This is a genomic window from Treponema sp. OMZ 857 (genome assembly GCF_024181085.1).
Classification (GTDB): Bacteria; Spirochaetota; Spirochaetia; order Treponematales; family Treponemataceae; genus Treponema.
Map to the genome: position 1 here is coordinate 1,210,527 of NZ_CP051147.1, position 13,625 is coordinate 1,224,151.

At 45.2% G+C, this 13,625-nt stretch carries 13 protein-coding genes and 1 pseudogene; 9 read left to right on the top strand and 5 right to left on the bottom strand.

The genetic code is table 11. The annotated features are described in order from the left end of the window. The first annotated feature begins 230 nt into the window (after window positions 1–230). The 6 genes from E4N66_RS05540 (at window position 231) to E4N66_RS05565 (ending at window position 4,580) form a co-directional block, all read left to right on the top strand. On the top strand, window positions 231–878 hold the full coding sequence (locus E4N66_RS05540; RefSeq protein ID WP_253729282.1) for a TetR/AcrR family transcriptional regulator: 648 nt from the start codon (window positions 231–233) through the stop codon (window positions 876–878). Between the two features lie 24 nt (window positions 879–902). Further along, complete coding sequence (locus tag E4N66_RS05545) at window positions 903–1,103, top strand: hypothetical protein (protein ID WP_253729283.1); 201 nt, start codon at window positions 903–905, stop codon at window positions 1,101–1,103. Window positions 1,104–1,335: 232 nt separating this feature from the next. Further along, the gene (locus tag E4N66_RS05550; protein ID WP_253729284.1) at window positions 1,336–1,920 is read left to right on the top strand and encodes an MptD family putative ECF transporter S component; all 585 of its coding nucleotides are present in this window, start codon (window positions 1,336–1,338) and stop codon (window positions 1,918–1,920) included. A 62-nt stretch (window positions 1,921–1,982) separates the two neighbouring features. Next, a complete protein-coding gene (locus tag E4N66_RS05555) occupies window positions 1,983–2,720 on the top strand; it encodes an energy-coupling factor transporter transmembrane component T (protein ID WP_253729285.1) in 738 nt (245 codons plus the stop codon). Window positions 2,721–2,781: 61 nt separating this feature from the next. Then, the gene (locus tag E4N66_RS05560; protein ID WP_253729286.1) at window positions 2,782–4,428 is read left to right on the top strand and encodes an ABC transporter ATP-binding protein; all 1,647 of its coding nucleotides are present in this window, start codon (window positions 2,782–2,784) and stop codon (window positions 4,426–4,428) included. An 8-nt stretch (window positions 4,429–4,436) separates the two neighbouring features. After that, window positions 4,437–4,580 carry a hypothetical protein gene (locus E4N66_RS05565; protein WP_253729287.1) on the top strand — a complete coding sequence of 48 codons (144 nt, stop codon included), beginning with the start codon at window positions 4,437–4,439 and terminating at the stop codon, window positions 4,578–4,580. Window positions 4,581–4,671: 91 nt separating this feature from the next. On the opposite strand, the gene E4N66_RS05570 is transcribed toward E4N66_RS05565, so the two are convergent. Both E4N66_RS05570 and E4N66_RS05575 read right to left on the bottom strand, forming a co-directional pair. Then, entirely contained in the window at window positions 4,672–5,466 is a 795-nt protein-coding gene (locus tag E4N66_RS05570; protein WP_081984438.1) for a DUF4261 domain-containing protein, read from the bottom strand. 186 nt (window positions 5,467–5,652) lie between these two features. Beyond that, window positions 5,653–5,736, bottom strand: a pseudogene (locus tag E4N66_RS05575) (four helix bundle protein); the annotation flags it as partial. 177 nt (window positions 5,737–5,913) lie between these two features. Here E4N66_RS05575 and E4N66_RS05580 point away from each other — a divergent pair. Next, window positions 5,914–6,510, top strand: a complete 597-nt coding sequence (locus E4N66_RS05580; protein WP_253729288.1) for an Rpn family recombination-promoting nuclease/putative transposase — start codon at window positions 5,914–5,916, stop codon at window positions 6,508–6,510. Window positions 6,511–6,624: 114 nt separating this feature from the next. Further along, entirely contained in the window at window positions 6,625–6,954 is a 330-nt protein-coding gene (locus E4N66_RS05585) for a hypothetical protein (RefSeq protein WP_253729289.1), read from the top strand. Between the two features lie 96 nt (window positions 6,955–7,050). On the opposite strand, the gene E4N66_RS05590 is transcribed toward E4N66_RS05585, so the two are convergent. After that, the gene (locus E4N66_RS05590) at window positions 7,051–7,389 is read right to left on the bottom strand and encodes a four helix bundle protein (RefSeq protein WP_253729290.1); all 339 of its coding nucleotides are present in this window, start codon (window positions 7,387–7,389) and stop codon (window positions 7,051–7,053) included. A 161-nt stretch (window positions 7,390–7,550) separates the two neighbouring features. On the opposite strand from E4N66_RS05590, the gene E4N66_RS05595 reads away from it, so the two are divergent. Further along, the gene (locus E4N66_RS05595; protein WP_253672360.1) at window positions 7,551–8,444 is read left to right on the top strand and encodes an Rpn family recombination-promoting nuclease/putative transposase; all 894 of its coding nucleotides are present in this window, start codon (window positions 7,551–7,553) and stop codon (window positions 8,442–8,444) included. A 186-nt stretch (window positions 8,445–8,630) separates the two neighbouring features. Here E4N66_RS05595 and E4N66_RS05600 read toward each other — a convergent pair whose 3' ends face one another. After that, complete coding sequence (locus tag E4N66_RS05600) at window positions 8,631–9,350, bottom strand: hypothetical protein (RefSeq protein ID WP_253729291.1); 720 nt, start codon at window positions 9,348–9,350, stop codon at window positions 8,631–8,633. A gap of 173 nt (window positions 9,351–9,523) precedes the next feature. Continuing rightward, a complete protein-coding gene (locus E4N66_RS05605; protein ID WP_253729292.1) occupies window positions 9,524–13,588 on the bottom strand; it encodes a hypothetical protein in 4,065 nt (1,354 codons plus the stop codon). Window positions 13,589–13,625 lie beyond the last annotated feature (37 nt).

A 13,625-nucleotide genomic window follows, 5' to 3' on the forward strand; every position in this document is an offset into this window, starting at 1 on the left:
CTTAAACTTTTCCCGTCTAAGCTTACATAACTACCCTGCGGAATAGCGAGTTTGCTGTTGGCTCCGCTCCGGTTTTTCTGCTGGAATAGTCCAGTACGAGTTATTAGCCGTATTAGGCAAAAATTGAGTTCCGTGTATCTCTGCCGCTTTCCATTGACACATCTGTCTCATTGTCATACAATGCTAACAAAGTTATCAAGAAGAGCAGGACATCTCTAAAAATCTAACCTATGTTTTTAGAGGTTCCCAATACGGATATGGCGAGCGGAAGTTTCGAGGTTACCCACACAAGGATTTTAGAAAGCGGCAAAAAGATGTTTTTGCGGAATGGTTATGAACGTACAAACCTGCGGGATTTGTGTGGTGAGGCGGGCGTAACGACCGGTGCGTTTTACCGTCATTTTAAGGACAAAGAAGCGCTCTTTTCGGCGCTTGTGGAACCTGCCGTCAATAGTATCCAAGATACATATGAAACAGCTGCAGATGAATGCTTTGACTGCCTCAGTTCGGAAAATATAGAAGACATTTGGGCAATTTCGGCAGAGACGATAGAAGCATTTGTCCGCATCGTTTACGCGCATTTTGATGAGTTCAAACTCCTTTTGTGCTGCGCGGATGGAACACCGTATATCGATTTTACCGACCGGCTGGTTGAAAGGGAGCTACAAAATACACACCGTATGTACGAATTTTTGGATAAAAAGCATATCAAATACAGCCGGATTGATGGGAAAAAACTGCACATGCTTATCCATTCCTATTTTTCTTGTATTTTTGAAACGGTTTTGCATGATTACACACAAGACGAAGCGCTTGAAGTTGTGCATACCCTTGCCGAATTTTTTTCTGCCGGCTGGCGGAAGGTTTTGCGAGTGTAAGTAAACTCGACGATGAGCATGTATATGGACGTACATTCAGAACGGACAGGGACGTCCATGGTGTTAACCAATAGTGAGTTTGTGGTACGCAAACTCACGTTCAGCAGATGCCATGGACGGCATCTGCTGAACAGCGGCACGGGCGAAGGCGGATATCCTTTTTTCCGTTTGTTTTCAGATATGTGGCAGTTTTGGAGCGGAAGCGGAAAAACCTGCCTTCAATAATGCAGTAACGGAAAAAAGATTGGAGCCGGAGACCGGTTTTTGCGCTGTTTTAACTTCTGTCGCTGAAATAGTTAAAACAGCGCAAAAAGCCGCCCAAAAGAGAAAAAAGAAGACAAAGGTCGGCTTGAGACGATTTATTTTTTTGAAGAAAAGATAACAAAGTGTGCTATCAATGTTATCACAAAGGACTCTGAAAAATCAGGGTGCTTAATAATTTAATGGAGGTTTGCGTATGCAAAGCAGCAAGTTGTCGGCGAAGGATCTGATAAATGTCGGAATCTATACGGCGATGTATCTGGTTATTTTTTTTGTTGTCGGGATGATAAATGCAATTCCGGTTCTGTATCCGTTTTTGTATGTGATTGTGCCGATTGCGACGGGGATTCCGTTTATGCTGTTTTTGACAAAGGCGGATAAGTTCGGGATGGTCTTTATTATGAGCGTTATTTTAGGGATATTTTGGTATCTGATGGGATACACGTATCTTCCTATTATAAGCTATTGCGTGATGGGGGTGATTGCCGACCTTGTGCTGAAAGCGGGCAAATACAAGAGTTTTAAGGCGAGTGTGCTTGGCTACTGGCTTTTCTCTTGCGCGATGATAAGCTGTCAGGCGCCGATGTGGCTTTTTGCCGCAACGTATATGGAACAGGTGCGGCGCTCAATGGGTGATCAATACGTTGCGGGGCTGCAAAAGTTTATGCCGCCGTGGATGGGATTTGCGGCAATCGGTATTCTGTTTGTCTCTTCACTGCTCGGAGCGCTGCTTGGAAGGCGGATGTTGACAAAGCATTTTGAAAGAGCCGGTATTGTATAGGTGCGTATAGATGCTGCCGGTGCTGCATGGTGTTAGATAAGGGTTATATAAAGGATTGTATAATGGAAGATTTTGAGCCGTATAGACCGCTGCGGGCAAAGGGGGTGCACATCGATCCCCGCACTAAGGTGCTGTTTATGTTTTTTCTTGCAACGCTGATATTCTTTGTGGAAGAGCAGAGTATGCTGAATATGGTGATTGTGCTTATTCCCATTAGCCTGCTTTTTCTGAACCGTCAATACCGGCCGGCGCTGATTTACGGTGGGCTTTTTGCGCTGGCGGCTGCGGTTAAGCTGTCGAACATGGCGGGGGCGCTTCCGTACCTTGCGGCGATGCTGTGGGGGCTTTTAAGCGAGCTGATTTTCCGGTTTTTTCCGGTGTTTATGTTCGGCTACTATATTATCGAATCGACAAAACCGAATGAGTTTATCGCGGCGATGAGCCGGTGGCATGTGCCTGATGCGCTGATTATTCCCATATCCGTTGTGTTCCGGTTTATTCCTACGTTGGGAGAAGAAAACCGTTCAATCGGCAGTGCGATGCGGATGCGGGAGATCGGGTTCGGTACGCCGCGGTTTTGGCGGAATCCTGCGATGATGCTGGAGTACCGGCTGATTCCGCTGATGATGTCGATTGCCAAAATCGGTGAAGAGTTATCGGCGGCGGCTTTGACGAGAGGCTTAGGGGGATTGAAAAAGCGGACATGCCTTGTTGAGCTGCACTTTGGCATATACGATGCAGGCATTGTCGTTATCGCGGCTGCGCTGCTTGTCTGTACGGTGTTACGCATCGGGGGATGATTGGGGCGCAACACAGATTAGACAATGATATGGAAAATGATGCAGATTAGAGGATGATAAGATGATTGAGTTAAAAAATGTAACTTTTACCTATCATAACGCGGAGCGGAGCGCGGGAGTGTACGGCATCGACTTACAAATCCCGGCGGGACAGGTGGTGCTGCTATGTGGGCTGTCGGGCTGCGGTAAGACGACGATTACCCGCCTGATTAACGGGCTTGCTCCGGCGTATTACGCGGGGACGCTGGAAGGGCAGGTACTTATCGACGGGAAGGATTCGGCGTCCGTAACGCTGTATGAGCTTTCGCAAAAAGTCGGGTCGGTGTTTCAAAATCCGCGCTCTCAGTTTTTTAGCTTGGATTCCACGAGTGAAATCGCTTTCGGCTGCGAAAATACCGGTGTTCCGCGGGAAGAAATGTACCGCCGCATCGGGCAGGTAAGCAGAGACCTTGATATGGCTGACCTTTTGGATAGAAACCTGTTTGCGCTTTCAGGCGGAGAAAAGCAAAAAATAGCGTGTGCTTCCGCGGCGGCGATGCAGCCTGCCATATTCGTCTTGGATGAGCCTTCTTCCAACCTTGATCTCCGCTCCATTGCCAATTTGAAGGCGGTAATACGGAAATGGAAGGAGCAGGGAAAGACGGTCGTTATTGCCGAGCACCGCCTATACTATCTGATGGAGATAGCCGACTGCGTGATCTATATGGAAAACGGGCGGATTATCAAGGATTTTCCGATAGCGGAATTTCTGAAGGTGGACACGGAAGCGCTGCATCGGAAAGGTTTGCGTTCGCAAAAAGCAATGGAATACACTCCGGGATGTATCCGTGCATGTCAAACCGGAGGAATCCTTGAAGGAATCTTTGAATGTGCCCCCGCCGAAAAGTCTCCGGCATTTGACTGTGCCTCTGTCGAGAGGCCACCGGCATCCGAATGTGCTCCTGCCGAAGAGCCGCCGGTGTTTGAAGATACCTCTGTCGAAAAGCCGCCGATATTTGAGCGGTATGTTACGTTTTCCGGTCTTGCGTTTTCTTACGGGAAAAAGCGCGTTCTCGATATACCGGAGCTGAAGGTTCCTTCCGGTGCGGTTACGGGTGTGCTTGGGTTTAACGGCGCAGGAAAATCGACTTTGGCGCGGGTTATCTGCGGGCTTGAAAAACAGGCGAAGGGGGTGTTGAACGATAACGGAAAATCCTACACGGCAAAGGCGCGGCTGAAAAAGTCCTATATGGTGATGCAGGATGTTAACCATCAACTTTTTACGGAAAGCGTTATCGAAGAAGTCTTGTTGAGTATGGATTCAGGTGACGGAAGTGACGAAGCGGCGCGTCAAAAAGCTCGGCAAAAAGCGCTTGATATTTTGGATGCGATGAATCTTTCGGAATTTAAGGAAGTGCATCCGATGGCATTATCGGGCGGACAAAAGCAGCGTCTTGCCGTCGCAAGCGCAATTGCTGCCGATAAGGAGTTCCTTATTTTTGACGAGCCGACCAGCGGCCTTGACTACGCACACATGCGGGAAGTTGCGGGAAGCATCGCACGCCTCGCCCGCGCAGGCAAAACCGTGTTCATCATCAGCCATGATCCTGAGTTAATTACTTCCTGTTGTAATTATCTCATTTTTATGGATGGCGGAAAGTTGGTGTGGAGCGGCGGCTGGTCGGAGGCTGTCATTGAGAAAGTGAAGGCGTTTTTTGAGGGGAGGTAGCGGGGAGAGTGAGCGGCAAGCTTAGCTTAAAGCGGTGCTCATTAAACGGTATTTATTTCATCATTTCAGCTTCTACAGCTGACGCAATTTCCGTATTGCAGATACGGATACTGCAATCTTCTTCTTCCGAATATCTTCATGGGTCATCGTAAAAGAATGGAGTAATTTTATAAGCTCATTGTTAGAAAGGGTTTATAAATATGATACAACAGCGGAGGATACCTCGGACATCTTGCGTGCAATCTATAATTCTATCTTTAATGATGTGCCATCCAAATAAATTGCCTCCGATTCTGTGATTTTAATTTTCTGTTCTTCGGTAAATCCTATGGTTTCTCCGTGGTGCAGCGTTACATCTTGCCGTAAAACGTACTCAAGGATAGATAATAGAAAATCATATACTTCACTGCCTTTCATATGTGCATCGATTATTTCTATTTCGGATTTACCGAACTCTTTCATCCCGTATGTATAAACACTGCTTTTCTCATCTCCATTGATAATCCCGATATACACCCACAGCTGAATCGGTAACATATCCTCCAATAAAAAATGAGCAAAATCAAGATAAAGATTTTTCTGAAGTAACAGTGTCGATGCACCTTGATATACCCCTATTGCCGTTTCACACGTTCTCAAAATAGAAGCATTCACTTTAGTTAATAAAGAGTACCTTTCCACTGCCGAGGTATTGCCGGCTAAAAGTGAAACTATTGCATGCTGTGTATGTTTTTTTACCTCTTTCTCCGCATCTTTCCAAAGGTAAGAATAGCTGTACATGGATTCAAATTCCTCAGCGGGTATCGGTGCAGGCATCAACGCAATGACTACACGTTCTTCGCCGATTTCAAATGAAGCGGTAGTATCATCACCCTCTATCTGATCAACCGTAAGTCCCCAATATGATTTTAAATCCTCGATAACTTTCTCCAATGAATACCCGCTATCACCTTTAAACATTGGCATAGATAAAATGAGCGGTGCTTGAGTGTCCATTTTTTTATTTTTTTTACCGAATGTGTTCTTCAAAATTCCCATGATATCTCCTGTTTGCTATTATAACTTTTTCTGAATATAATTCTACTTTCTTCACAATTTTTTCCTGCATAACATAAAGATAGAAATAGGCAGCGGTATATCAACCGTTTAGAATGCCTTTCCTTGTAGTACAACGGGAAGAAAGTTTTGATATGGGGCGCTCAGAGGGCAAATCCCGCGGTTCCCGAAGTCTGCCTTGCTTTGTCCTTGCTGAGCTTCTTTAATGTTTGCTCCGATGCTCGTTCCACTTTTTAAAAGCTGTTTTGACATAACAAACTCACGGTTCGTATCGCAAAGCTTATTCTTAATTTGTAATGGATAATGTGTGATTCATAATTCTGAATTGTTTTTCCCTCAGTTTCAGTTTTTATCAAAAAACGATGAATTATCCCCATTTTGTTAGCCATTTTTGTATCCGTGCTTTATATAAAGGGTATGGAGGCGAAAATGGAAGACACCTATAGATTAACACTTAAAAACGATTATTTATTCAAGCTCTTGCTCGGTTCGGAAGAAAATAAAGCCTGCTTGCAGGACTTTCTTGAATGCGTACTGGATATGCCCAGTGGTATGATTGCAGACCTTGAATTGCTGGACAAGGAACTTACCAAAGATGAGATAACCGATAAGACCGGTATTCTCGATGTTAAGCTTCGATTAAAAGACAGCACGACCATAGACATTGAAATACAAAACTCTTGGTCTGCCGAATTTATTCCTCGAACACTATTCTATTGGTCTAAAATGTACATTGAAGGCTTTAAAGAAGGGGAACCGTATACCAGTCTTACAAGATGCATTGCTATTAATCTGATCTCACAAGGTTTTAAGCTCAATAGTGAAATACATTCTACCTATAGTATACTGGAGCAAAAAACACAGCAGCCACTTACTGACTTACTGGAGATACATTTCCTCAACTTGTCGGCAGTAAAAGGAACTGAAATACGGCAAACTATCACTACCAAAAAGCAAGAAAAGCTGCTAAACTGGTTACAGCTTACCAGAATTCACCCTTTTGAAAATAGACGATGCAGGTGCTAGAAGCTAGCCGAAATAAAGCGGAGACGTATCGGGTATACGTTGAGCATTTATTTCGGTGTAGCGACAACGCAGATGCGCCGTATATTTTCAAAAGACGACAAGGAGGTGAGAACTATGTTACCAACAACTTCACCGGTATTGCAGATGTTGAATGAGAAAATCGATATACTCAGTTTGAAGCCTGAAGAACGCAAGCTCTATGAATCGAGAATGAAGCTAAAAAGCGACATAGCAACTATTTCTGAAGTGCAGTTCAAGGCAGGGATCGAACGCGGTAAATCACTCGGCCTCGCCGAAGGTGAAGCACGCGGTCGCTCAGAGGGTTCCCACCAAAAAGCGCTTGAAACGGCAAAAAATCTTCTGCAATTCGGGCTTTCTCGGGAAAAGATAGCGCAAGCAACCGGTCTTACACAAGCAGAGGTCGAAGCAATTTGTAATTCATAATGAGTAATTTGTAATTAAGTCGACAGCCGATGAAACTTGCCAAGTATTAGTAGACACATTAAATTGATAATTATCCATTATCCATTATATTACCAATTACCCATTTCTCCTGTGTTTCGTTATAGCGACGAGGAGCTTGATAATTTCTTGGCAGTCTTGGTAGATTGCAGAAAACTCTTCTTCACCGATATATCCGCTTTCGTGTAAAAGCTCTAGCCAATATTCCGTTTCGCTTGCCTCTTTGAGCGAGATATAGAGCTTTGCATAAAAGTCTGCCTTGCTTTGTCCTTGCTGGGCTTCTTTAATGTTTGCTCCGATGCTCGTTCCGCTTTTTAAAAGCTGTTTTGACATAACAAACTCACGGTTCGTATCGCAAAGCTTTTTGTACAAGGCGATGACCTTCAACGCAAACGCCTTTGATTTATCAACAATCACATTGTCAATTTGTAATTGATAATGAGTAATTCATAATTCTGAATTGTTTTCCCCCTCAGTTTCAGTTTTTATCAAAAAAATGATGAATTATCCCCATTTTGTTAGCCATTTCTTCATCCGTGCTCTATAAGTAGTTATATATGCCTATGGAGGAACATACTATGAAAAAACGTAATCGCCGATACAAAGATTCTGTCTTTGTCGACCTATTCAGTACAGACAAAACCGCGAAAGCTAATTTTTTATCGCTATATAACGCGCTGCACGGTACTGATTACCAATCTACCACTATTTTGAAAAACATACGGCTTAAACAAGTACTCTATATGAGTTTCGCTAACGATGTATCGTATCTCGTTGACAATAAGATTATCGTGCTGGCAGAACATCAGTCGACCATAAATCCCAATATGCCAATCAGATGCCTTGAATATATTGCTCGCTTATACGAACAGTTTTATAAGTCAAAAGAAAAGTATAGCCGTAAACAGTTAGCTATTCCAACACCGGAGTTTTATGTCTTTTATAACGGAAAAGAACCATATCGCGGTGATTCGCTCTTAAAACTATCTGATTCATTCACTCAAAAACATAATGAATATGCCCTTGAATTATCCGTAAAAGTGGTTAATATCAATTATGATAAAGCAAGTGAAATACTTGAGCGCTGCAAGCCGCTGAAACAATACAGCTTGTTTGTTGATGCCGTACGCCGCAATATTGCTGTTGATAAGGAACATGGGTTTGAAAAAGCAATCAAAGAATGTATACAAAACGATATTTTACGGGAATATTTACAACGGAAATCGAAGGAGGTTCTGAACATGTTAATAGGTGAGTATGATTATGATACCGACATAGCAGTACAACGGGAAGAAAGTTTTGATATGGGGCTTGCAGAAGGTGAAGCAAGAGGTCGCTCAGAGGGTTCCCGTCAAGCAAAGCTTGAAACGGCAAAAACAATGCTTACTATGGGCTATCCGCTTGTGGATATTTGTAAAATTTCCGGCCTAACCACAGACGAGGTAGACGCTCTAGACGAAACTCATTCCTAATCCTTCTTGCAGCCGTATTGCTGCTGACTAGTATTACCACCATCTATGGCAGATATGATAAAACAGCCTGATACGTTTTCCCCTCTGCTGGAAAAAACTGTGCGGAATTTTGTGTAAAATTCCGCACAGCAGGGAGGCAACCGCACTAAAATACTTTTGATACGGTTGCCTCCAAGGAATCCCCCCTTAGGTTGCCGTACCATGGCAGTTGTTTTGAAAATAGCCACCACTGTCTCCAATTACCGAGCCGGAGCCTTCTTGGTTGTCTTTGATCTCGCCGCCAGCCCAGTTAAAATAATGCTGAAGCATCACCGCCTTGCCGTCAGTATTTGCTTTATTCTTGGTAATTGTTCCGCCTGACATGGTAAGTGTTCCGTCTACAAAAACAGGACATTTTCCGTCATGGTCACCCCCGTTTGTAAACCAGGAATTTTTAAACTCGGTAATTGTTACGCCATTTTTGATTTCTGCCGTGCCTCCGGTTTCTACATAAAGCGCGTATTGACTATTCCTTCCGTACGCAGCGCCTTGCAGTTTTATCAGCCCTTTTAATGTTAATGAGGCATGTTCTTTTACATGTAAGTGTTTATAGTCGTTCCACTTCTGAGGACATGTTAAGGTTACCGCTGTATCCGCCTTTAGCATAATCTTTTTATGTCCCGGTATTTGAACCGTTTGAAGGTCGTCGATAGTACCCGCCAGCTTTATAATAAAAGGCTTATCATCGGCGGGTGCGGCATCGATTGCTTCTTTCAACGTTTCAAGATCCTCAACTTCCGCTTTCAACAAACCGGTAGCGGAAATGTACCAAAATATCTTCCCGTTCTCCGATCCCACCGTAACTTTCTGCGGCGGTACGGTGAACTTCTTGCGGTTTTCGCCGGTTGTTATATTGCCCGTAAGCACCGTCGTCGCCCTGTAGCTTTCCGGCGTAATACGCGCGGCGGGTTCTTTGGGAAGATTGCTGCACCGGTTCGCAATCTACCTAAGCGGTTATTTTGAAGATAGGAAGGGTCGAAGGGAAGGAAAGGCTCTTTTATCCGAAACAAGTGTCTTTCTTTCCCTTACCTATTACCCATTTAATTAGGCAGTATATAAAACTTGGCGTTGTCTAAAATTTTGAACTGACTGGCAGCAGTTTTAAGCTGAAAATCATTACCACTAGAACCAGATCCTCCGGAGTCTAAATCAAAGCTCGCGTCTCCATTTACCACTTTACCACTATTTTGCAGAACATCGCTATGATATGTTCTAAAGGTTTTGTAATTAAACTTAATATGTCCTTTACCTCCGTTACTTGTGTTGTTTACTTCGGTAACGTGCATAATGCCGTAATCATATTTGCCTGTCATATAAAGTATCAGTTTGCCTTGCAACGTCGTGATGAGGTTGGTAATTGTTTTACCCTCCGTATAAACCATTGCAGAGTTTGCGGCTCCAATTTCGGCTTCTATCTGATCCTTCGTGATATTGGCAAAAATGTCAGCGAGAGTGTTTGACAATGTACCGTTGCTTTTCACTGTCCAACGCTTGTTGCCATTCGGTGTTACGACGAACTTGGTGTACTCCGTACCGACCTTATCTCCCGCAAGCACCTTCGTCCCCGTCTGGTAGTTGTCGTTCGGTACCGTAATGCGCGCCGCGATTCCGCCTTGAGGGGTGAGCGGGTCGTCAACGGTTATCGCCTGTCCGGTCACCAAATACACGTCGTTTTTCCCCTTATCATTCGCCTCTGATCCGGTAGCGGGCGTAACGACTGCGGAGCCGCTCATCTTAAAGGTGCCGCCTTTCACATAAACTCCGCCGCCGCGCTGTGCTGTGTTGCCCGTAATTGTGCAGCCGGTGGAGCCGTTATTTTGCAGTGTTACCTTGCAGTCTTCACCGATATAAATGCCTCCGCCGGTGCCATCGGAGCCGGTTCCGGTTGTTTTGTTTGCCTTATCCGTATCCGTGCCGCCGATAGTGCCGCCGCTGATTGTTACGGTGGGTGGGGTGCCTTTCTCCTTTTTCGTATAGATACCGCCGCCGTTCTTTGCGGTGTTCCCCGTAAAGGTGCAGTTTGTGATGTTGGTAGTTGTGCCCTCAACATTTAAGCCGCCGCCGTTTGTGGCTGCTTCGTTGCCCGTAATGGTACAGCCTGTCATGGTGAGCCTTCCCATAAAGGTATATACGCCGCCGCCGCCTGAGTCATTGTTGCCTGTTGTCTTGTTGTTTTTAATAGTACAGTCGGTCATTTTAACAGTTGATTCGTTTGCGCGCACACCGCCGGCTCTCCATGCCTCGTTGCCGATAATCCGTACACTGTCAAGCCTTAAGGTACAGCCAGTCACTACAAGGATACCGCCGCCGAATTGCCACTCGCTGGTTACCTTGTTCTTATCCTCGTCTGTGTCGCCGCCGATAGTGCCGCCGCTGATTTTTATGGTGGAAGCAGTACTGCCTTCCTCTCGTGCATAAATTGCACCGCCGCCATAAGCAGCCTCGTTACCCTTGAAGGTGCAGTTTGTTATGTTGACGATTGCACCGCTTGCATAGATCGCGCCGCCATAGTTATCCGCATCTTGTGTCCCCTCTGCCTTTCCACCTTTAAGCGTCAGGTTTTCAAGGGTAAGCGTTTTGCCGCTCTCCACCTTGAAAATGCGGTGCTTCGGTTTACTGCCTGTGTCTTTGTTCGCGTCGATCACGGCGGATGATGCACCGTCCGCGATTTTAATCGTCAGGTTTTTGTTTATTTTGATTTCACCCGCATTGTCTCCGTTTGTCGCCTTTATTTCACCGTCTATGGTGATAACGGCATTATTGTCAGCGATTTTAACAACTTCTTTTAACAACTGCCACGCGTTATTATCGGTGTGTTTTACGGTCGTCACCTTCTTAAACTTCACCTTTACGGCTTTATCGCTCTTTATGTTAGAAAGACTATAGGTACTATCCGCCCCGCTTATAGCGGTACTGTCAAGCGTCCAACCTTCAATTTCCCACGCGAGGTTGGGCTGTGCTTTAAAGGTTACACTTCCACCGTGCTCAACTGAAACGGTCGCTGATGAGCTTGTTGTACTCTCAGTGCCGCCCGCAGGTGTTGCTTTAAGCGTTCCGCCCACTCCGTTGTCTACACTGTAAGATACGTCGTATTTTTTGCGCTTTACGGTAAATTTTACGGTGCTTTGCGTACCGTTTTGAGCTGTTACCGTGATGGTAAACTTTTTACCCGTACTGACTGGGATAGATTCGCTGCCCGCAGGACTTACGCTTGCCGTTGCTCCGTCACTGCCGGTATCAAAGCTAAAGCCTTTTACTTCTGCCTGCTCGGACGCAACCTCGTATTCGCTCGCAAAAGAACCATCGGAAGCCGCAGTTTTGGTTTCTCCGTTAAGCGTAAAGCTCCGTAACTTTGCAACGTCGTTTTTCACACGGGTTATGCTTACCGTTTTTGACCACGCAGGATAATTGCCTGGATCTGCTGCAACGTTTATGGTAATGGTTAGACTCTCTCCTTCCGTTAAGTTAAGCGGCAATGACGGTGTTACGGTAAAGTCAATTCCCGTCTGTCCGCTAAACGCAAGACTTATATCCTCTTTCTTCACTTGAGTTATAGTATAAGGCAGCGTAACGGAACCGACCGAAGCGTCTCGCCCGTGTATTTTAAGTTTACTCAGGTTTAAAGCATTAAGCTGTACAAACTGCACACTTACAATTGTGTCTGTCGTTACGGTAAGCGTGGCACTCGACTGTCCACTTGCCCCTGTAAAGCCTTCCGAAGGTGTACAAGTCCAGTCTCCTACCTTGTAGTGGGTTGGATCTGTCGGTGTTGCAGTAAAGGTTACGGTTCCGCCATGCAGAACTGAAACGGAACCTGTTGTACTCTCAGAACCGCCCTCAGGTTTTGCTTTAAGCGTTCCGCCGGTTCCGTCTACTGCGCTGAATGTTACGGTGTACTTTTTCGCAACCTTATAATAAATCGTTTTTACCGGCGTTGCAGCAAAGCCTTCGCCGTCTATGTAATACTCCAGCTTGTACTTTTTTTCACCGGCGCTGCTTAACGGAAGCAGTACGGTAACGTGCTTGGCGTTGTATCTTGTAACGGAACCGTCGCTTGTATCGGTGCATGTGCAGTGCACCGTGGTATTCGCCGTTGGGGAGGATATCGTCAGTTCCGCTCTGCTGCTGTCGGTACCGATAATCGTCGGATTAGTGTCGCTGCCGCTTCCGCCAGAGGGAGTCCCTTTCGTAATAGCAATATTTTCAGGTTCCACTTTATTCGGTTTTGTACTTGCCTTCACTATGTCGGAAGCTAAGCCTTTTTTGTCTATAAGTTTAATCGTATAGTCTTTTTTTGCAGCGCCGTCTTTCACTTCAACATCGGTTTTATAGTACAGAACCCAGTTACCGGATGGAATATTATCGGCATCGGGATCGGTAAGCTTTTTTACCTCGGTCCGTGTAATAAAGACCGGATCTTTCGGCTCGGTAAACGCGGTTTGTGCTTCATTAACCGAAAACGTATAGTGTGTTCCGTTGACCTCAATACGGGCAAGATCTTCATGCAAAAGCCCGCCCGGCACCCTCTTATCCATATCCGGTACCGTGATGCACAGCACGTAATAAGCGGGCGTCCCCGTCGTTTTTGCAACGGCATAGCTCGGCTTCGGAGGCGGGGTATTCGCTTTAAGAGGAATGGTAAAGGTTTGTTTAAACGGCGGCCGTCCGTCATTGGCATACAGGGTGATGGTAGACGAGATATCTTTTTCGCCCCATTCGGAGTTTTTCAAAAAAGAGTTTTTATATACAAGCTGCAAGGTATCCGCTGTAAGTTGTGTCAGTTCATAATCGGTACCGGCTGCGGGTTTTGTTCCGGCAAAATGAGCAAACCCAACGATATTTCTTGTTTCGGACGCGGACGGCATAACAAACCGGAACGACTTGGGGTTCTGTACTTTCAGCGTAATGGTAACATCATCCGCAGAAGCGACACTTACAATACCGTTTGCGTCATTATAGGTTTTCTTGTCTATAGTCGAGTTTAGAATAAAAGCCTGGGAAGACCAAAGACTTAAATAGTCGTCTATATCTGCGGTAAACTGCTTACACGTTGAAAACAAAAGAGTAAACAATATCCCTGTTAAAATAATATAAAATTTCCGCATAGAGCGACTCCTTAATAGAAAAGAAATTGGAGTATAA

Excerpts from the sequence above, each read along its gene's own strand:
- E4N66_RS05540 (WP_253729282.1), top strand. The coding sequence starts at position 231 with ATGTTTTTAGAGGTTCCCAATACGGATATGGCGAGCGGAAGTTTCGAG.
- E4N66_RS05545 (WP_253729283.1), top strand. The coding sequence starts at position 903 with ATGGACGTACATTCAGAACGGACAGGGACGTCCATGGTGTTAACCAAT.
- E4N66_RS05550 (WP_253729284.1), top strand. The coding sequence starts at position 1,336 with ATGCAAAGCAGCAAGTTGTCGGCGAAGGATCTGATAAATGTCGGAATC.
- E4N66_RS05555 (WP_253729285.1), top strand. The coding sequence starts at position 1,983 with ATGGAAGATTTTGAGCCGTATAGACCGCTGCGGGCAAAGGGGGTGCAC.
- E4N66_RS05560 (WP_253729286.1), top strand. The coding sequence starts at position 2,782 with ATGATTGAGTTAAAAAATGTAACTTTTACCTATCATAACGCGGAGCGG.
- E4N66_RS05570 (WP_081984438.1), bottom strand. The coding sequence starts at position 5,466 with ATGGGAATTTTGAAGAACACATTCGGTAAAAAAAATAAAAAAATGGAC.
- E4N66_RS05580 (WP_253729288.1), top strand. The coding sequence starts at position 5,914 with ATGGAAGACACCTATAGATTAACACTTAAAAACGATTATTTATTCAAG.
- E4N66_RS05585 (WP_253729289.1), top strand. The coding sequence starts at position 6,625 with ATGTTACCAACAACTTCACCGGTATTGCAGATGTTGAATGAGAAAATC.
- E4N66_RS05595 (WP_253672360.1), top strand. The coding sequence starts at position 7,551 with ATGAAAAAACGTAATCGCCGATACAAAGATTCTGTCTTTGTCGACCTA.
- E4N66_RS05605 (WP_253729292.1), bottom strand. The coding sequence starts at position 13,588 with ATGCGGAAATTTTATATTATTTTAACAGGGATATTGTTTACTCTTTTG.